The sequence below is a fragment of the Methylobacterium sp. WL7 genome, assembly GCF_008040085.1.
Classification (GTDB): domain Bacteria; phylum Pseudomonadota; class Alphaproteobacteria; order Rhizobiales; family Beijerinckiaceae; genus Methylobacterium; species Methylobacterium mesophilicum.
Window position 1 is genome coordinate 18,754 of record NZ_VRVG01000048.1, and the last position, 18,203, is coordinate 36,956.

Below are 18,203 nucleotides of genomic sequence, written 5' to 3' on the forward strand. Positions count from 1 at the left end.
CCGCTAGCCCGTACGGGAGGGGGGACCCGCGCCTTCTGCGCCCAAGGCATGAAAGCGGCTACGATCGAAACCTGTGTCGCCCGTAGCTCTGCGGGAGAGGGGGCGCTCCGCACCACAGGCCACCAACCTCTTCCGGATCCCCCGAATTCCCGGCAGGCTCGTCTTTTCCAGCGCCGGCCTGTAACGACGGCGCCAGCATCCATCCCCGAAAAGTCGCGAAAAAAATGATTTCCTCTCCGCTCATGACCGTGATGGTCGACGCCGTGCGCAAGGCCGCCCGCGGCCTGCGCCGCGATTTCGGCGAGGTCGAGAACCTCCAGGTCTCGCGAAAGGGCCCGGGCGACTTCGTGTCCGCCGCGGACCGGAAGGCCGAGGAGACCCTGCGGGACGCGCTCATGAAGGCCCGGCCCGGCTACAGCCTGGTGCTGGAGGAGAACGGCATCATCGAGGGCACCGACAAGAGCCACACCTGGCATGTCGACCCGCTCGACGGCACCTCGAACTTCCTGCACGGCGTGCCGCATTTCGCGATCTCGGTCGGGCTCGAGCGCGAGGGCCAGATCGTGGCCGGCGTGATCTTCGACCCGATCAAGGACGAGCTGTTCGTCGCCGAGCGCGGCAAGGGTGCCTACCTCAACAACCGGCGCCTTCGGGTCTCCGGCCGGCAGGACATGGCCGACGCGCTGGTCGGCTACGGCACGCCCTACCTCGGGCGCGGCAGCCACCCGCGCCTGCTGCGCGAGCTCGGCGCCGTGATGGCGGTGGCCGGCGGCACAAGGCGGATGGGCTCGGCGGCCCTTGATCTCGCCTACGTCGCCTGCGGTCGCCTCGACGGCTACTGGGAGCGCGACCTCCAGACCTACGATTTCGCGGCGGGCGTGATCCTGGTGCGCGAGTCCGGCGGCTACGTGACCTCGGCGGACGGTGCGGCCGAGCCCCTGGCGGCCCGCTCGGTGGCCTGCGGCAACGAGGTGCTGCATCGCGAATTGCTCGCTCTCCTCAAGAAGGTGCAGGCGGCCTGATCCTCCGGGAGATGCCGTCAAACTGGTCAGGGGCCGGAGCTTCTGCTTTAAGCCCGCCGTCCCCCACGGAAGGCCCGAACCCATGGAAGCCCGCCGCCACGTCGCGCTGAAGGAATCGATCCGTTCGATTCCCGACTACCCGAAGCCCGGCATCATCTTCCGCGACATCACCACGCTGCTCAGCGACCCGCGGGCGTTCCGGCGGGCGGTGGACGCGCTGGTCCATCCCTATGCGGGCGGGCGAATCGACCAGGTGGCCGGCATCGAGGCCCGGGGCTTCATCCTGGGCGGCGCCATCGCGCACCAGCTGTCTTGCGGCTTCGTGCCGATCCGCAAGAAGGGCAAGCTGCCCCACAAGACCGTCTCCATGGCCTACGCGCTCGAGTACGGCACCGACGAGATCGAGATCCACGTCGATGCGGTGAAGCCCGGTGACAAGGTGCTGCTGGTCGACGACCTGATCGCCACCGGCGGTACCGCCACCGCAGCGGTGAACCTGCTCCAGAAGATCGGCGCCGAGATCGTGGCCGCCTGCTTCGTGATCGACTTGCCGGAGATCGGCGGCGCGCAGCGCCTGCGCGACATGGGCGTGGAAGTCCGCGCCCTGATGCAGTTCGAGGGGCATTGAGGCCCAGGAAGACGTCCACGAAACGTTGACTTCGCGGGACCCATCCGCCATAAGCCCGCCACTCGCGACGTGGCGCCCCGCCTGGGCGCCCTTCGTGTTTGCAGACAACCAGGACGCGTGAAGGTCGGGTGCGGCAATTGCCGCCCACGAGCGCGCCTCGACCTTTGAAGGCTCTGAACCATGAAGAGAACCTACCAGCCGAGCAAGCTCGTCCGTAAGCGCCGCCACGGCTTCCGTGCGCGCATGGCCACCGCCGGTGGCCGCAAGGTGATCGCGCGTCGCCGCGCCCACGGCCGCAAGCGCCTGTCGGCCTGAGCCGATCGGATCCTCGCCGGCGCGGCCCTGCTGCGGCAGCCGCGCCGTGAGGCGTGTGCATGATGCGGAAACATGAAATCCGGTTTTCCGAACTCATCATGCGGCACACACTATGAGATCGGTCGGGATCGAACCATCGATGGCGACGATCGCGCGGCTCAAGAAGCGGCCTGACTTCCTGGCGACAGCCGAGGGCCGCCGCTTCCACACCGAGCGCATGACCGCCCAGGGGCGTCTGCGCGATCCGCAAGCGGCGGATGGCCTCCGGCTCGGCTTTACCATCACCAAGCGCGTCGGCCATGCTGTCGAGCGCAACCGCATTCGCCGGCGCCTGCGTGCCGCGGTGAACGTGGTTGCGTCCGGTCTCCCGGGCGATCTGGCCGGGCTGCCGGCCGACATCGTACTGATCGCCCGCCGCCCGGCCCTGACCGCGCCCTTCGAGGCCCTGGCCGAGGACCTGCGTCGCGCCATTCCGACGGTGACGCGTCCGGCCACACCGCGGCCTCCCGGTGGACCCCGGGGCGACCGGCCCGGCAAGCCTGGCGGCCGGCCGGCCAAAACCACACCTCTCCAGCGCGATGCGGGCCGGGTGCCCGCGCAGCCTGCTGCGTCCCGCGAACCCGACATCGATCCGTCGCAGGACCGCGCCAGAGGTCTCCGAATCACGGACGCGCGCAGGCCCGAACGGGCCAGTGCCGCTCCTGTTGCCACTCCGAACACGTGCGGCGGTGTCCCCGATGGGCAATGACAAGACGAACATGTTCGTGGCCATCGGCCTGTCGCTGCTGGTGCTGCTGGGATGGCAGTACTTCGTGGCCGGCCCGCGGGTGGAACAGCAGCGGCTGATCGAGGCGCAGAACAAGGCCGCGCAGCAGCAACAGCAGCCGCCCGGCGTCACCCCGGACGGGGTCCCGTCGCCCTCGCCCAAGGAGGGCGGCCCGGCAGCGCCCGTGCCGGGCACGGTCCCCGGGCAGGGTGGCGCCGTCTCGCGCGAGGCGGCGCTCGCCCGCTCGCCGCGCATCCGGATCGAGACCCCGGCGCTCAGCGGCTCGATCGCCCTCAAGGGTGGCCGCGTCGACGACGTGTCCCTGAAGAACTACCACGAGACCGTGGACCCGAAGAGCCCGGAGATCGTGCTGTTCTCCCCGGCCGGCAGCGAGGCACCGTACTACGCCGAGTTCGGCTGGGTCGGCGCCAATGCCGGGCCGCTGCCCGGCAGCGAGACCGTCTGGTCCAGCGACGGCAAGACGTTGTCGCCCGGCATGCCTGTGACCCTGACCTGGGACAACGGCGCCGGCCTCGTCTTCAAGCGCATCATCGCGGTCGACGACAAGTACATGTTCACGGTCCGCGAGGAGATCGAGAACAGGGGCTCGGGCGCGGTGACGCTCTATCCGTACAGCCTGGTCTCCCGCTGGGGTAAGCCGCATACCCAGGGCTACTACGTCCTGCACGAAGGCATGATCGGCTACCTCGGCAACGACGGCCTGCAGGAATTCACCTACGACAAGCTCGCCAAGGAAGGCGCGTATGGCGGCGCCAACACCAAGGGCCGCGCCTGGAACGGCGTGACCGGCGGCTTCGTCGGCATCACCGACAAGTACTGGGCGGCGGCCGTGATGCCGGCCGACCAGGACGTGCCCTATACCGGCGCCTTCACGGACCGGACCGACGGCGCCACCAACGTCTACCAGGCCAGCGTGCGCGGTGACGCCGTGAACCTGGACGCGGGGGCCTCGGCGACGACGACCCAGCGCCTGTTCGCCGGCGCCAAGGAAGTCAACCTGATCAACAACTACGAGAAGGACCTCGGCATCAAGCACTTCGATCTCATGATCGATTGGGGCTGGTTCTTCTTCATCACCAAGCCGATGTTCCGGGCGCTGGACTTCTTCTTCCATCTCTTCGGCAACTTCGGCGTCTCGATCCTGGTGGTCACCTTCTGCCTGAAGCTGCTGTTCCTGCCGATCGCCAACCGCTCCTACGTGTCCATGGCCAAGATGAAGGCCGTGCAGCCCGAGATGGTCGCCATCCGGGAGCGGTACAAGGACGACCGCATGAAGCAGCAGCAAGCCACGATGGAGCTGTACAAGAAGGAGAAGATCAATCCGGTCGCGGGCTGCTGGCCGGTGCTGATCCAGATCCCGGTCTTCTTCGCGCTCTACAAGGTGCTGTTCATCACCATCGAGATGCGCCACGCGCCGTTCTTCGGGTGGATCCACGATCTCGCCGCGCCGGATCCGACGAGCATCGTCAACCTGTTCGGCCTGCTGCCCTTCCCGGCACCGGACTTCGTCCATCTCGGCGTCTGGCCGCTGATCATGGGCGTCACGATGTTCGTGCAGATGAAGATGAACCCCGCGCCGCCAGACCCGGTCCAGGCGCAGATTTTCACCTTCATGCCGATCGTGTTCACATTCATGCTGGGGTCGTTCCCCGCCGGCCTCGTGATCTACTGGGCCTGGAACAACACCCTGTCGGTGATCCAGCAATACGTCATCATGCGTCGCAACGGCGTGAAGGTGGAGCTGTGGGACAACCTGCGGACCACGTTCCGGCGCGGCGGAACCAAGGCGCCGGCGACCACCAAGGGCTGAGGCCCGCGGTCATCGCCGTCACCGCATCCCAGAGGGCGGCCGCCACCGTCCGGGACGCCGCTCCGGGCCGACGAGGAAAGCCGTGACCGAGACCAACGACGATGCGGCCGACCTCCTGGAGGCCGGCCGCCTGCTGTTCGCCGGGGCTGCCGACTTCTACGCGGCCGCCCAGGTTCTCGAGCGCATCCCGCCCATGGAGGGCGTCGAGATCGCGTTCGCGGGCCGCTCGAACGTCGGCAAGTCGAGCCTGATCAACGCGCTGACCGGCCGCAACACCCTGGCGCGCACGTCGCACACGCCGGGCCGGACCCAGCAGCTCAACTTCTTCCGGATCGGGGATCGCATGTCCCTCGTGGACATGCCGGGCTACGGCTACGCGGCGGTGGAGAAGGCCAAGGTCGAAGCCTGGACCCAGCTGATCCATTCCTACCTCAAGGGCCGCGCCAATCTCGCCCGGGTGTTCATGCTGATCGACGCCCGCCACGGCTTCAAGTCGATCGACACCGACGTACTCGACGGTCTCGACAAGGCCGCGGTGAGCTATCAGGTCGTGCTCACCAAGGGCGATTCGCTGAAGAAGGGCGAGGTCGAGAGCCGCATCGCCGGCATCCAGGCGGGGCTCGCCAAGCGGCCGGCCGCCTTCCCGCAGGTGATCCTCACCTCCAGCCGCGACGACCGCGGCATACCCGAGCTGCGCGCTGCGATCGCCAAGCTGCTGATCGAGCGCGGCGCATGAGGATGTCGGGGATCGACCGGGGGCTCATGGCCTTGGCCTGCCTCGCCGGCCTGCTCGGTGTCGCCCTCAGCGCCGCGGCGGCCCACATCCCGGGGGCGGATTCGCTCAAGACCGCGGCGCAGTTCCTGTTGTTTCACGCCCCGGCGATCCTGGCGCTCACGGGCTTAGCCGCCGGAAGTCTGACGCGGCCCGGCCTATCGCGCACCGCAGCGGGTCTGCTCGTCCTCGGCCTGATCCTGTTCTGCGGCGACCTGTCGGTTCGGACCTGGCTGCAGCGCCCCCTGTTCCCGATGGCCGCCCCCATCGGCGGCTTCGCCCTCATGGGTGGCTGGCTCGTGGCAGCTGTGGGCGCGCTCGTGCCGGCGCGGCGCGTTTAGCCGCCAGCCTGAACGTTTAGAAATTCCAGCGCCGGTCCCTGGGCATCCGAGAAAACGCCGGCCGTAAGCGCGCCGCCGTAGACCGCGGCGGTGTCGAGATTGGTCCGGAACCGGCGTACCTCCGGGCGACCGTCCCGCTGGGGTGTGTGGCCGTGGACCACGTGCCGGCCGAAATCGTGATCCTCCTCGAGGAACGGTTCCCGAATCCACAGGCGGTCGTGCACGTCCGAGTCCGACGCCGCCTTGCCGGGGCGGAGACCGGCATGGACGTACCACCGGGCCGCATCGCCGTGCAGGGTCGGAAGGGCTTCGATCCAGTCGAGGGTGTCGCCCGGCAACCCGCTGAGGTCCCGGGCGCCGAACGAATCGAGGGTGGCGTCGCCGCCGTTGTACAGCCAATGCCGGGCCGCCTCCGGAGTCAGCAGCGCGTCGAGCAGCATGCGCTCGTGGTTGCCCATGAGGCAGGTGACGCGTTCGGGCTCGGCCCAGTTCAGGCGGCTGACGGTGCGCAGCACCGCGGCGCTGTCGGGTCCGCGATCGATGTAGTCGCCCAGGAAGACCAGGCGGTGGGCACGATCCCCAGCATGGGCGGCGATCTGCTCCAGCAGCGTGTCGAGCAGGTCGGCGCGGCCGTGGATGTCGCCGATGGCGTAGGTGAGCGGCGCGGACTCCATGGGCCATCGTCTACGGGAGGGATCCGGTCCGCAAGGCTTCGCGGCGGATCACGCCGCCGTCGCAGGGAAGATTCTCAGCCCTTCGCTTCTTGGGCGTATCGGCCGTCGTATCGGCCGGCTTGAATCAGCGCGAGCACTTCGGCCTCTCGGGCAGATTGTGCGCGCACCGCCTCGATCAGGCGCGGCGCGAGCGCGGGCGGGAAGGTCACGACGCCGTCCGCGTCGCCCACCACCACGTCTCCTGGGCTCACCGTCCAGCCTCCGACGGAAACGGGTCCGTTGATGACGCCGGGGCCGGTCTTGAACGGACCCCGGGGCGTGGCGGCGCGAGCGTAGCAGGGGAAGTCCGAACCGGCGAAGGCGTCGGTATCGCGGATAGCGCCGTCGATGACGAAGCCTGCCACGCCCCGGCTCTCGGCGATCGCCTTCATGATTTCGCCCACCAGCGCCCGGCTCGTGTCGCCGCCGCCATCGACCACGATCACGTCTCCGCGACGAACCTGCTCGAGCGCCTGGTGGATCGCGAGGTTGTCGCCGGCCCGCACCCCGACCGTGAACGCCGTGCCGAGGAGCCGCCCCTGCCGGTGGAAGGGCCGCAGACCGTGCAGGACCGCCATCCGGTCCAGGCAGTCGCTGATCGTCGCCGTGGAGAAGTCCTGAACCGAGGCGAGCACGGCGGGATCGACGGTGGGCGGCGGCGGATTGTGCGTGATGCCGGGCATCGGCGAGAAACCTCCCTGATGGCGGCCGGGCGGGATCCTGTTGGATCGCGTCGGGGCTGCGCCGAGGGCGGAGCTTGCCAGAGGATTCACCCGGTGTCGTGCGGCCTGCCGGCTTCAGCGCTCGGCCGCTTGGGGCCCCCCCGCGCCGCCGCCGGTCGCGAGCTTGCGGCGGGCATCGGCCTGGCCGCTCTGCGTGTCGAAATACTTCGCTGCGTCGCCGAGCTGGACCGCCGGCTGGCATTTCGGCGTGCAGGACAGCGATTCCTGATCCATCCCGCGCTGGACCGTGATGGTCGCGTCCCGCGATGCCTCGACCCGGATCATCGTCTCGGCGATCATCGCGCCGGCCGTGTCGAGCGCGATCAGGTTGGTCGAGCCGTAGCTCTTGCCCGTGAGCACCAGCACGCCGTTCTTCTGCGGCGTGACCTCCGCGATGATGGGGTTGCCGACGATGACGGTTGCGGTCTTCTCCGGCAGGCGGATGACCTTGGCGTTGTCCACCAGCACGGTGACGATCGGCAGCGGCTCCGGCTGGGCGGCCGCGACAGCGGCACCCGTCAGCAGGAGGACGAGGCCGGCTCGGCCCGCATTCGACAGGGTGCGGCGCATCGGATTCCTCGGTAGCGGCCGGCGCCTGCGCGTGGCGCGACACCGAAGCCGCAGCGATAGCCCGGGACCGGTGAAGGAACCGCTAAGCATGAGGCGGCCCCGCGTATGCTCGGCAACGGCGAAACCTATCCTTCACTAAGCTCGCAGCGGGCCGTGAGCGGACTTTGTTCGGGGTGCGATTTAACCGAATTTCAAGGCGTAACAGGCAATCTCCAAATGCCGCCGATCGAGACGTAGAAATCTTCGTCGGTCATCTTTCAAACTTCACGTTGCCCGTTCTTGATCGAAGGATCGCCCTCCATGAAGACCCTGTTCTCGCGTTTCGCCTCCGACGAGTCCGGCGCCACCGCGATTGAGTACGGCATGATCGCCGCCCTGATCGCCGTCGTCATCATCGGCGCGCTGAAGACTGTCGGCACCTCGCTGTCGGCCAAGTTCAGCGCGATCTCCGGCAACCTGAACTAATCGGGTCTCTTCACGATCGGGATCTGCGGCAGGTTCGAGGCTCCATCGCGTCAGGCGATGGGGTCTCGGCCGGCCGGATCCGTCGTTCGGCTGCGGCCTCGCGCTGCTTTCCCGCCAGGTACGGATAGGGTTGACCCGAGATGGTTGGCGCAGGATCGGCGATCGCGAGTCTCGGAACGGCCGGTTTCGGCCTGCTGGTGCTGTTCCCGTTCCTGATGGCCTACGCGGCGGCCAGCGACCTGCTGACGATGCTGATCCCGAACCGGATCTCGTTGGCGCTCGTCGCGGGGTTCGCGCTGCTGGCCGTCACCGGCCCGATGAGCTGGTCCGAGATCTGGCTCCATGTCGGCGCTGCCGCCCTGGTGCTGACCGTGACCTTCACGCTGTTTGCCGTCGGGGTGATCGGCGGTGGCGACGCCAAGCTGGCCGCCGCCACGGCGCTCTGGCTGGGCTTCGACGGCTTGGGCGATTACCTGCTGGTGGCCTCGATCCTCGGCGGCGGCCTGACGCTCGCGATCCTGGCCGTGCGCGCCTACCCGCTCCCGATGCGCATCGCGCGCTTGCCCTTCGCGCTGCACCTCCACGATGCCAAGACCGGGATTCCGTACGGTATCGCGCTCGCGGCTGCTGCCCTGCTGGTGCTGCCCGAGACCGAGGTCTGGGCCCGCACGCTCGCCGCCTGAGATCCTGGAACCAAAGCAAATCTCGGTCCCGAGATCTGGAGCCCAGGTTCGGAGCCGGCTAGAACTGCGCCATGTCGTTCGCGCTCCTGCGTCGCCCCGATCCCGACCACCTTGAGGTCCAGCACGAGGGAGCAAGCCTCCAGATCGCGCTGCGCCGGCGGCCGACCGCGCGCCGGATCACCCTGCGGGTCTCGGCCGCCACCGGCGAGGTCGTGATCACCCTGCCGAGCCGAACCGCCGTCAACACCGCCCAGCGCTTCGCCACCAGCCATGCCGGGTGGATTGCCGCGCGTCTGGCACGGGTGCCGGAGCGGATCGGTTTCGTTCCGGACGCGATCCTGCCGCTGCGCGGGACGCCACACCGTTTGCATCTGCGAGGGACGCGCAGCGGCGCGGTGCGCGTCGAGGCGGAGGCCGGGGAACCGGTGATCTCCCTCTCTTGCGAGCCGGCCCACGTCCCGCGCCGGATCCGGGACTACCTGACCCGCGAGGCACGGCGCGACCTCGCCGAGGCGGTGGAGCGCTATGCGCCGCTGCTCGGCCAACGGCCGGTCCGCATCACCCTGCGGGACACCCGCAGCCGCTGGGGATCCTGTACGGCGCGGGGCGAGCTGAACTTCTCATGGCGCCTGATCCTGGCGCCCCCGATGGTGCTCGATTACCTCGTCGCCCACGAGATGGCGCACCTGCGCGAGATGAACCATTCGGCGCGGTACTGGGCGCTGCTGCACGGGCTATGCCCGCACGTCGACGCGGCCGAGGCGTGGCTGAAGCGCAACGGCACCAGCCTGCATCGCTACGGCTGACCGGCCAAGCCTCAGCCCCTGTCTCAGCCCTTGCCTCAGCCCTTAGCGCGCAGGACCTTCTGGCGCGTCACGGCTTCGCCGGGCCAGACCGGCCGCGGGTTGACCTGGCCGGGCTCGAGCGTGCGGGGGGCGACGCTGTCGCAGACCTCGCGCTGCCGGATGATCACCGGGTTGCCGAAGGTGTCGCGGCGGCGCACCAGGCCGCCTTCGCGGCAATAGCCGGCGATCGCGGCCTGTCCGTTGCGGCCGCCATACGGGTTCACCGCCACGGGCGGATGCTCGACGATCAGCGTGTCGGAGCGGTTGAGGGAGTGTTCCACATAGGTGGTCTCGCCGACCGGCAGCGATTGTGCCCCAGCCTGCGCGAGGGTGGCCATCAAGCAGGCGGCCGAGAGGGCGAGCGGGCGCATCACAGCTTCAGGATCCTGCGCTGGAGGAAAAGCGAACCCTATTTAGGCCGTTCTGCAACCTTCGGGTAGCGTCAAGGAGCAACACCGGAGCCGGCATCGCTTGACAGCGCGGGTCCGACCATGGTCGGAACACCCCCGATTTTACGGCCTCGCCGGTCCTCGGCGATGGCGTTCCGAAGGGTTCGGCGGTGCCGCTTCACGCGAAGCTCGATCGTTTCCGGCGCGTCGTCCGGCGCGCCGTCTTGCCGGCCTGCCTTGCCTTCTCCGCGGCAGGGCTCGCATCGGTTGGGCCGGCCGCCGCCCAGGGCATGGTGCGCAAGACCTTCGACGATTGGCAGCTGCGCTGCGAGACGCCGGCCGGCGCGAAGGCCGAGCAATGCGCCCTGGTGCAGTACCTGGCCGCTGAGGACCGCCCGAACCTCACCCTGGTGGTGATCGTTCTGAAGACGGCGGACAATCGCGGTTACCTGCTGCGGGTGGTGGCGCCGCTGGGCGTGCTCCTTCCCTCCGGGCTCGGCCTGAAGATCGACCAGACCGATGTCGGCCGAGCCGGCTTCGTGCGCTGCCTGACAACCGGTTGCGTGGCCGAGGTGGTGATGGATGACGGCCTGATCCGCCAGTTCAAGGCCGGCACGCAGGCGACCTTCATCGTGTTCCAGACGCCCGAGGAAGGCGTCGGCATCCCGCTCTCGATGAAAGGCTTCGCGGCCGGGTTCGACAGCTTGAAATGACGATGCCGCCCGGGAGCCGTGCGATGATCGGTGAGCGTGACCTGTTTCTAGGCCTGTGCGGCCTGATCCTCGCCGGTTCGCTCGCCGCGAGCCCGGCCTGCGCCGAGGACGGCAACGTCTTCTCCAACCTGTTCAAGTTCGGCGGCACGACGGTCCCGCCGTCGCAGCCGCAGAGCCTCGATCCGCCCTATTGCCCGCCGGTCGAGGTGGCCGAGAACGGTGCGGCGTATCGCATCCTCGCCGGGAGCGATGTGCGGACGCAGTTCTCGGTCGGCCGGCTCGCCCGGGAATGCGCCCGGCGCCAGGACGGCTCGATCACCGTCAAGGTTGGCGTCGAGGCCAACGTGCTGCTCGGCCCGAAGGGTGCGCCCGGTCGGTTCGACGTGCCGGTGACGATTCAGATCCGCCACGAGGGCAAGGTCATCGCGAGCCGCGTCGAGCGTACCAGCGTCCTCGTCGGCCCGGGCGAGGCCCAGGGCTTCGCTACCATCGTGGCCGAGGAACTGACCGTGCCGCCGGCGGTGGCCGAGGATTACGACATCACCGTCGGCGTCGGCAGCGGCAAGGGTACAGGCGGCAAGCCCGCGGCCAAGCCGCGGCGCAGGAAGCCGGCAGCCGCCGCCGAGGCCGCCGGCGGAGGCGACGCTGCCCAGTGATGCCGCGGCGCACCCCGTCGAACCGACCCCACCGACCGGCCGAGGCGGACGCGGCGCGGCCTGGCTCGGCCGCCAGACGCTGTTCCGCCTGGAGCCGGCCGACGACCCGGTCTTCGATCGCCGCCTGATCCTGCCCGACCATTCCGTCGGCTGGATCGTGCTGAGCTATGGCGGTGACCCCCAGGTCGCGCCGCGCCGGCCGATCCTGCGCGTTATCCGAGGGGTCGACGGCACGCCGCAGGATTTCGTCCTCCCGGGCACGTCGCACGGTTACGCCCATTGGCTCGGCCTGATCCCCGCAGATGCCCGGGAGATCCGGCTCTCGGCCGGACCGGGTTTCGTGCTGGAGCGGGTCGGGGCCCGGAGCGAGGCCTCGGTGCTGGTCCAATGCCTCTTGCGGCGGCCCTGGCGCTTCGTGTCGTCCCTCTACGAGCGCGCGCGCGGGTCCGAGCGGCGCTATCGCGATACGTTGCGCGGCGCCTGCGCGGTGACGCCGATGCAGCATTACCGGTCCTGGGCAGCGTCACGGAGCCGCCCGATCCAGGTGGCGCCCACCGCGCTGCGGATCCGATGCTTGATCCTCGCCCGGCCCGGAGAGGACGCGGCGCTTGCCGCGACGCTGGACGCCCTCGGAACGCAGATTCACACGGGGCGGACGGTCGTCGTCGCCTGGAAGGATGCACGTCCCGAGGCACCGGACGTCCGTGCCGAACACCGGATCTGGGACGATCGAGCCGCGCCCGCCGACCTCACCGCCGAGGCCGACGCCCTGTGCCTGCTCCGGGCCGGGGACATCCCGACCCCCGACGCGCTGGCGCTGCTGGCGACAGCCCTGGCGGGGGCGGATCTCGCCTACGGCGACGAGCTGGGCCCCGATGGCCTCCCGCTGCTCAAGCCGGATTGGAGCCCGGACCTCGCCCTGGCAACCGGCTATGTCGGCCGCGTCACCCTGTTCTCCCGTGCCCTGCTCACGCGGCTGCCGCCCGAGCCGGTTGGGCCCATGGACGAGGCGATCCTGGCGATCGAGACCGCCGCGATCGTCGCCGGCGCGCGCGGCGCCCATGTTCCGCGCGTCCTCGCCAGCACGGCCGGCCATAGCCTGGATGCCGCAGGGAGAGCCCGCGTGCTGGGCGCCCGCCTCGACGCGTTGAGCGTCTGGCCGAAGGCGTCCGTTCGTAAGGGCGCCGTCCAGCTGGACTGGCCGCTGCCGCGTCCCGCCCCGCGGGCCAGCATCGTGATCCCCTCCCGCGACCGGCTCGACCTGATCGAGCGGGTCTGCCGCGGCGTGCTGCACGAGACGGCTTACGCCGATCTCGAACTGATCATCGTCGACAACGGGTCCACCGATCCGGCCGTGCTGGCGTATTACGAAGCCCTGCACCGGGACCCCCGCGTCCGGATCCACGTCGATCCGCAACCGTTCAACTTCGCCGCCATGGTCAATGCCGGCGTCGCCGACGCCACCGGCGCGGTCGTGGTGCTGCTCAACAACGATGTGGCCGTTCTTGAACCCGGCTGGCTCGACGCGATGGTCCGCCAGGCGAGCCGGCCCGAGGTCGGGGCGGTCGGGGCAAAGCTCCTCTACGCGGACGGCACGCTGCAGCATGCCGGCGTCGTGGTCGGCCTCGGCGGGCGGGCCGGCCACATCCTGCGCCGCCGCCCCGGCGACACGCCGGGCCATCTCGGACGGTTGCATGTCGCCCACGAGGTCTCGGCCGTCACCGCCGCCTGTCTGGCCGTCGCGCGGGAGAAATATCTCGCGGTCGGCGGCTTCGACGCCGAGGCGTTCCCGGTGGATTTCAACGACGTCGATTTCTGCCTGCGCCTCAGCGCCGCCGGCTGGAAGACGGTGTGGACTCCGGCCGCCACGCTGGCTCATCTCGAATCCGTCAGCCGAGGTCCCTCGGTCGGCGCCAAGCGCGCGCGGTTCGAGCAGGAGGCGGCCCGCTTCTCTGAGCGCTGGCGCGACGTGATCCGGCACGACCCGTTCTATCATCCTGCCCTGTCGCTCACGACTTTCGGCGAGGATCTCGAATGACGCGGCGCCGATGACCGAGCCTGTGGTCGGCCTCGCACAGAGACTGCATCTCGGCATTCCGCGGCGCTCCGGCCGCGCAATGCTCGACGTGCTGCGTCACCTACTGGGCCACCCTCGGGCGACGGGAGAGATCCTGCTCGCGCGGCTCCAGGGCCGACGGCTGCGCGCGCGCCAGAAGCTGGCCGCCCTGATCGGGATCGACCACCGACTCACCCTTCCGGCTAGCATCCTCGACCGATTCCCACCCGCTCCCGCCCCGCCGGCGGACGGCATCCTGGTGTTGGGCGACGGCATGTTGGTCGCGGGTGCGCTCGACCGCATCGCCACCGCCTTCGCGGCCGATCCGGAGCTTCAGGCCATCTACGGCGATGCCCTGATCCAGGACCATCCACGCGGCCCGGTGCGGCCCCTGCTCGCGCCAAGCTTCGACCCCGACTGGCTGGCGCACCTCGACTATCTCGCCCCCCTGTTGGCTTGCCGGGCGGGATCTCTCGCCCCGGCGACGCAGCCGACCGGCCCCGCCGACGCCGCGTTCCGGATCGCCGAGCGGTACGGCGCCGGCGCGATCGGCCACCTGCCCGAGATCCTTTCGATCCGTCGCGGCGAGACCGGGGATCGTGCGTCGCCGGCAGGGGAGGGGGGACGGTATCGCCACCGCGACGCCCTGCGCGGCCATCTCGACCGGACCGGCCGCAGCGAAAGCCGCATCGTCGTTGCCCGGGACGACGGCCTTCTCCAAGTCGAGCACCCGCTGCCCGATCCGCGGCCGCTGGTGAGCGTCATCGTGCCGACCCGCGACCGGCTCGACCTGCTCCGCCCCTGCCTCGAAAGCCTCGCCGCCTGCACCGATTGGCCGAACCTCGAGATCCTGGTCTGCGACAACGACAGCCGCGAGCCGGAGACGCTGGCGTTCCTCAAGGCGCTGGAGCGTGAGGGGAGGGGGCTCGTCGTACCCTGTCCGGGCCCGTTCAACTTCGCCGCCATGAACAACGCCGCCGCCGTCCGCGCCCGCGGGGCGCTGCTGGTCTTCGTCAACAACGACGTCGAGGCGTTCCGGCCCGACTGGCTGACCCGTATGGCCCGGGAGGCCCTGCGCCCCGAGATCGGCGCTGTCGGCGCCAGGCTCCTCGACGGCGAGGGGCGGGTCCAGCATGGCGGCATCGTGCTCGGAACCGGCGGCCTGGTCACCCACGCGCACCGCCACTTCCCCGGCGACGCCCCCGGCTACCTTGCGGGCCTGCGCGCAACGCACGCGGCCTCGGCGGTGACCGCCGCCTGCCTGATGGTCGAGACGGAAAAATTCCGGGCGGTCGGCTGCTTCGACGATGCAGTCTTCGCGGTGGATTTCAACGATGTCGACCTGTGCCTGCGCCTGAACGCGGCCGGCCATCGCACGCTTCTGGTGCCGGGGGCTGTACTGCATCACCGCGAATCGGCGAGCCGCCGCTGGACCCCGGCGGCGCGCGCCCGCCACGAGCGCGAGATCGCGGCGCTGAAAAAGCGATGGGGGCCGCTGCTGGCGCAGGACCCCCACTATCACCCGGGCTTCGACCCGGACCTCTCGACCCACGCGCGGCTGCGGCGGGCCTTCCCTGCGGCGGGGCCGGCATCGGTGCGCCGGCCATCCACCTGAGCGGATTACTGGACCAGGCGCGGGCCGCCGCCCTGGACCTTCTCGTTCTCCGACATGATCCCGAGCCGCTTGGCGACTTCGGTGTAGGCTTCGATCAGGCCGCCCAGATCCTTGCGGAACCGGTCCTTGTCGAGCTTGTCGGAGGACTTGATGTCCCACAGCCGGCAGGAATCCGGGGAGATCTCGTCGGCGACGACGATGCGCATCATGTCGCCTTCCCACAGGCGGCCGGTCTCGATCTTGAAGTCCACGAGCCGGATGCCGACGCCGAGGAAGAGGCCCGACAGGAAGTCGTTGACGCGGATCGCCAGCGCCATGATGTCGTCGATCTCCTGGGGCGTCGCCCAGCCGAACGCCGTGATGTGCTCCTCCGACACCATCGGGTCGTTGAGCGCGTCGTTCTTGTAGTAGAACTCGATGATCGAGCGCGGCAGCTGGGTGCCTTCCTCCAGGCCCAGCCGGGTCGCCAGCGAGCCGGCCGCGACGTTGCGCACGACGACCTCGAGCGGGATGATCTCGACCTCCCGGATCAGCTGCTCGCGCATGTTCAGCCGGCGGATGAAGTGCGTCGGCACGCCGATGTCGTTGAGGTGCTGGAACACGAATTCGGAGATCCGGTTGTTCAGCACGCCCTTGCCGTCGATGACCTCGTGCTTCTTCGCGTTGAAGGCGGTCGCGTCATCCTTGAAGTGCTGAATGAGCGTCCCGGGCTCGGGCCCCTCGTAGAGGACCTTCGCCTTGCCCTCGTAGATGCGACGGCGGCGGTTCATAGGCGTGTACCGTGGTTTGAGGAAGTCCATGGGCCGAGGCTCCTGATGCGCGACGATTGGGAGGAATTCGCGGCGCGGCGACCGGATGGGAAGGTCGGGCAACCGGACGGCCTCTGCCCGAGGGCCCGGCTACTGCCGCTGAAACTAGCCGAACGGGGCTTCCAGCACAACGCGTTAGCCCGCAGGGCGGGATTGCGGACGGCTTTCCGGACGTGACGAGCGGCCGTCTGCGCAAGCGTCACATCACCCCGTGCCGCGGCGCTCTTCCATGGGCGCGGTTTTGGACGGGTACCGGCACAGATCGGCGATGAGGCAGCGGGGGCACTCGGGCTTTCGCGCCTTGCAGGTGTAGCGGCCGTGCAGGATCAGCCAGTGGTGGGCGTGCAGCCTGTAGGGCTCCGGGACGATCGCTTCCAGACCGGCCTGTACCTTGTCGGTGGTGGTGCCGACGAACAGCGGAATCCGATTCGAGACTCGGAAGATGTGGGTGTCCACGGCGATCCGCGGCACCTGGAACGCGATGTTCAGCACCACGCTGGCGGTCTTGGCCCCGACCCCGGGCAACACCTGCAGCGCCTCCAGGCTCGCCGGCACCGCCCCGCCATGCCGCTCGACCAGGATGCGCGAGAGCGCGACGACGTTCTTGGCCTTGGTGTTGAACAACCCGATCGTGCGGATGAAGCTTCGGACCGTCTCTTCGCCGAGTGCCAGCATCTTCTCGGGCGTGTCGGCCACCGCGAAGAGCGGACCGGTGGCGAGGTTGACGCCGCGATCGGTCGCCTGGGCCGACAGGACCACGGCCACCAGAAGCGTGAACGGGTTGACGAAGTGGAGCTCGCCCTTCGGTTCCGGCTCGGCCGCGTGGAAGCGCCGGAAGATCTCCGTGAGCGTCTCCGGATCCACCGCGTCCGGCGCAGCCTCGACATGGACCGTGGTGGCCGAGGCGATGCGTCCGCCGAGGCGCCCCGAGGCTGTGGCTTTCACGGGGGCGGCGGTCACACCTGCGGCACGCCGTCGAGGTGGGCTGTTAACCGGGGGCGGAGGCTTTCTGGCGGGCATCGGCGCGTTATATGGATCGCATGGTTACCGGCAATCCTTCCGTCCACCCGCACGGGCTCGACCCGGACACGATCGACCGGCCGGTCTTCTCGGCCACCATCCGTCCGCATCAATCCTTGAGTCGCCTGGGCTTCCGGGTCGTGATGACCGGCTGCTGCCTGGTCTCGCTCACGGTTTCGGTCTGGGCCTGGCGAATGGGCTTCTGGCCTGTGGCCGGTTTCTTCGGCCTCGACATGCTGGCGATCTATGCCGCCCTGAAGGTGAGCTTCCGGCGCGGGCGATCCTTCGAGGAGGTGATGATCTCACAGCTCGAGATCCTGCTGGCACGGGTCAGCCACCGGGGCGAGCGACACGAATGGCGGTTCAATCCGCTCTGGACCAAGATCGTCACCGTGGAGGACGACGAGTACGGCCTCCAGCGGCTCACCCTCGTCTCGCGACGGCAACAGGCGTTGGTGGCGCGGGATGCCGACCCGGACGAGCGGGCCCGCATCGCCCATGGGCTCGGTCAGGCACTGGCGCGGGTCAAGAAGGGCTACTGAGCGCGTCACGCGTCGGCCACCGGGATTCGGCAGAGATGACGATTGCACCGCAACAACGCGGTTGACGCCACCGGCGCACCTGCCTATAGAGCTGTTCATCGGCGCCGGCCGCGGAAGTGGCCCGGGCGCTGAAGCATCTTCTGACAAGATCGGCGATTGGCCGGCGCGTTTGCCGGGCGGTCTTCTGTTTTTGTTCGATGCCGACCCTGATGTATCGTTCGCTCCGGCGAACCAAACAGTCGGGTTGACAGGGAGGACGGTGGGCTCTAAACGCCCTCCACCGCTGAGGCGGCCGACCGAATGGTCTGGCGCGTATCACGGTTCTCCCAGTCGGGCAAGCAAAAGATCCGGGCCTCGGTCCAGGTCGTCGTCTCGTCTGCAGCGATACCGGCTCGGCTGGTATCGTGGGGTCTTTGACATTGTTGGATTTGAGGAAGGGAGACGCGGACGGCGTTTGTCCTTGCGGTCGGAGCTTTGGCTTCGGCGTGTGAGAGACTAGTGCCGATCGTCGTATCTCTCTTTTTGAGCTCACCGATTTCGTCGCGCTGTGAAGCGCTGCGGGATCGATTGTGAGGCTCCGTCTGAGAATTACGTGATCGGCCAGATCAATCTCTTCAACGTGAGAGTTTGATCCTGGCTCAGAGCGAACGCTGGCGGCAGGCTTAACACATGCAAGTCGAGCGGGCACTTCGGTGTCAGCGGCGGACGGGTGAGTAACGCGTGGGAACGT

At 69.0% G+C, this 18,203-nt stretch carries 21 protein-coding genes and 1 rRNA gene; 16 read left to right on the forward strand and 6 right to left on the reverse strand.

The window, feature by feature from the left end; genetic code table 11:
• Positions 1 to 224: 224 nt before the first annotated feature.
• The 7 genes from FV233_RS14260 to FV233_RS14290 all read left to right on the forward strand — a co-directional run bounded on the left by FV233_RS14260 (position 225) and on the right by FV233_RS14290 (position 5,675).
• Positions 225 to 1,022 carry an inositol monophosphatase family protein gene (locus FV233_RS14260; RefSeq protein ID WP_050733962.1) on the forward strand — a complete coding sequence of 266 codons (798 nt, stop codon included), beginning with the start codon at positions 225 to 227 and terminating at the stop codon, positions 1,020 to 1,022.
• Positions 1,023 to 1,104: 82 nt separating this feature from the next.
• Entirely contained in the window at positions 1,105 to 1,650 is a 546-nt protein-coding gene (locus FV233_RS14265) for an adenine phosphoribosyltransferase (RefSeq protein ID WP_147854491.1), read from the forward strand.
• Between the two features lie 180 nt (positions 1,651 to 1,830).
• On the forward strand, positions 1,831 to 1,965 hold the full coding sequence (rpmH, locus tag FV233_RS14270) for a 50S ribosomal protein L34 (protein ID WP_007558110.1): 135 nt from the start codon (positions 1,831 to 1,833) through the stop codon (positions 1,963 to 1,965).
• Between the two features lie 139 nt (positions 1,966 to 2,104).
• Positions 2,105 to 2,713, forward strand: a complete 609-nt coding sequence (gene rnpA, locus FV233_RS14275) for a ribonuclease P protein component (RefSeq protein WP_147897844.1) — start codon at positions 2,105 to 2,107, stop codon at positions 2,711 to 2,713.
• On the forward strand, positions 2,703 to 4,562 hold the full coding sequence (gene yidC, locus FV233_RS14280; RefSeq protein WP_147897845.1) for a membrane protein insertase YidC: 1,860 nt from the start codon (positions 2,703 to 2,705) through the stop codon (positions 4,560 to 4,562). The genes rnpA and yidC overlap by 11 nt, the downstream gene beginning before the upstream one ends.
• Before the next feature lie 82 nt (positions 4,563 to 4,644).
• A complete protein-coding gene (gene yihA, locus FV233_RS14285) occupies positions 4,645 to 5,298 on the forward strand; it encodes a ribosome biogenesis GTP-binding protein YihA/YsxC (RefSeq protein WP_147897846.1) in 654 nt (217 codons plus the stop codon).
• A gap of 2 nt (positions 5,299 to 5,300) precedes the next feature.
• Positions 5,301 to 5,675, forward strand: a complete 375-nt coding sequence (locus tag FV233_RS14290; RefSeq protein ID WP_147897855.1) for a DUF423 domain-containing protein — start codon at positions 5,301 to 5,303, stop codon at positions 5,673 to 5,675.
• On the opposite strand, the gene FV233_RS14295 is transcribed toward FV233_RS14290, so the two are convergent.
• The 3 genes from FV233_RS14295 to FV233_RS14305 all read right to left on the reverse strand — a co-directional run bounded on the left by FV233_RS14295 (position 5,672) and on the right by FV233_RS14305 (position 7,680).
• The gene (locus tag FV233_RS14295) at positions 5,672 to 6,349 is read right to left on the reverse strand and encodes a metallophosphoesterase family protein (protein WP_147897847.1); all 678 of its coding nucleotides are present in this window, start codon (positions 6,347 to 6,349) and stop codon (positions 5,672 to 5,674) included. The two genes, FV233_RS14290 and FV233_RS14295, sit on opposite strands and share 4 nt — an antisense overlap.
• A 74-nt stretch (positions 6,350 to 6,423) precedes the next feature.
• A complete protein-coding gene (locus tag FV233_RS14300) occupies positions 6,424 to 7,071 on the reverse strand; it encodes an RraA family protein (protein ID WP_147897848.1) in 648 nt (215 codons plus the stop codon).
• 114 nt (positions 7,072 to 7,185) lie between these two features.
• The gene (locus FV233_RS14305; protein ID WP_147897849.1) at positions 7,186 to 7,680 is read right to left on the reverse strand and encodes a pilus assembly protein N-terminal domain-containing protein; all 495 of its coding nucleotides are present in this window, start codon (positions 7,678 to 7,680) and stop codon (positions 7,186 to 7,188) included.
• Positions 7,681 to 7,980: 300 nt separating this feature from the next.
• Here FV233_RS14305 and FV233_RS14310 point away from each other — a divergent pair, with 300 nt between their 5' ends.
• From FV233_RS14310 to FV233_RS14320, 3 genes are all read left to right on the forward strand, one after another.
• Entirely contained in the window at positions 7,981 to 8,145 is a 165-nt protein-coding gene (locus FV233_RS14310; protein ID WP_147856566.1) for a Flp family type IVb pilin, read from the forward strand.
• A gap of 140 nt (positions 8,146 to 8,285) precedes the next feature.
• Entirely contained in the window at positions 8,286 to 8,828 is a 543-nt protein-coding gene (locus FV233_RS14315) for a prepilin peptidase (RefSeq protein ID WP_147897850.1), read from the forward strand.
• A gap of 71 nt (positions 8,829 to 8,899) precedes the next feature.
• Positions 8,900 to 9,634 carry a SprT family zinc-dependent metalloprotease gene (locus tag FV233_RS14320; protein ID WP_147897851.1) on the forward strand — a complete coding sequence of 245 codons (735 nt, stop codon included), beginning with the start codon at positions 8,900 to 8,902 and terminating at the stop codon, positions 9,632 to 9,634.
• A 35-nt stretch (positions 9,635 to 9,669) separates the two neighbouring features.
• Here the strand turns inward: FV233_RS14320 and FV233_RS14325 are convergent, their stop codons facing one another.
• The gene (locus FV233_RS14325) at positions 9,670 to 10,044 is read right to left on the reverse strand and encodes a hypothetical protein (protein WP_147856563.1); all 375 of its coding nucleotides are present in this window, start codon (positions 10,042 to 10,044) and stop codon (positions 9,670 to 9,672) included.
• A 242-nt stretch (positions 10,045 to 10,286) separates the two neighbouring features.
• Between FV233_RS14325 and FV233_RS14330 the strand changes: the two genes are divergently transcribed.
• The 4 genes from FV233_RS14330 to FV233_RS14345 all read left to right on the forward strand — a co-directional run bounded on the left by FV233_RS14330 (position 10,287) and on the right by FV233_RS14345 (position 15,102).
• On the forward strand, positions 10,287 to 10,775 hold the full coding sequence (locus tag FV233_RS14330; protein ID WP_187193413.1) for an invasion associated locus B family protein: 489 nt from the start codon (positions 10,287 to 10,289) through the stop codon (positions 10,773 to 10,775).
• Between the two features lie 23 nt (positions 10,776 to 10,798).
• Positions 10,799 to 11,431 (forward strand): hypothetical protein, encoded by a 633-nt coding sequence (locus tag FV233_RS14335; protein WP_147897852.1) that lies wholly within the window; start codon positions 10,799 to 10,801, stop codon positions 11,429 to 11,431.
• A gap of 157 nt (positions 11,432 to 11,588) precedes the next feature.
• Positions 11,589 to 13,469 (forward strand): glycosyltransferase family 2 protein, encoded by a 1,881-nt coding sequence (locus tag FV233_RS14340; RefSeq protein ID WP_238259993.1) that lies wholly within the window; start codon positions 11,589 to 11,591, stop codon positions 13,467 to 13,469.
• 79 nt (positions 13,470 to 13,548) lie between these two features.
• Positions 13,549 to 15,102 (forward strand): glycosyltransferase, encoded by a 1,554-nt coding sequence (locus FV233_RS14345; RefSeq protein WP_246689987.1) that lies wholly within the window; start codon positions 13,549 to 13,551, stop codon positions 15,100 to 15,102.
• 5 nt (positions 15,103 to 15,107) lie between these two features.
• Here the strand turns inward: FV233_RS14345 and purC are convergent, their stop codons facing one another.
• Complete coding sequence (gene purC / locus FV233_RS14350; protein WP_147855639.1) at positions 15,108 to 15,902, reverse strand: phosphoribosylaminoimidazolesuccinocarboxamide synthase; 795 nt, start codon at positions 15,900 to 15,902, stop codon at positions 15,108 to 15,110.
• Between the two features lie 213 nt (positions 15,903 to 16,115).
• Positions 16,116 to 16,931: an endonuclease III gene (nth, locus tag FV233_RS14355; protein ID WP_238259994.1), complete on the reverse strand. Its 816-nt coding sequence runs from the start codon at positions 16,929 to 16,931 to the stop codon at positions 16,116 to 16,118.
• Positions 16,932 to 16,951: 20 nt separating this feature from the next.
• Here nth and FV233_RS14360 point away from each other — a divergent pair, with 20 nt between their 5' ends.
• Complete coding sequence (locus FV233_RS14360; RefSeq protein ID WP_147855642.1) at positions 16,952 to 17,473, forward strand: DUF2244 domain-containing protein; 522 nt, start codon at positions 16,952 to 16,954, stop codon at positions 17,471 to 17,473.
• 615 nt (positions 17,474 to 18,088) lie between these two features.
• Positions 18,089 to 18,203: ribosomal RNA gene (locus tag FV233_RS14365) — 16S ribosomal RNA — on the forward strand; the annotation flags it as partial.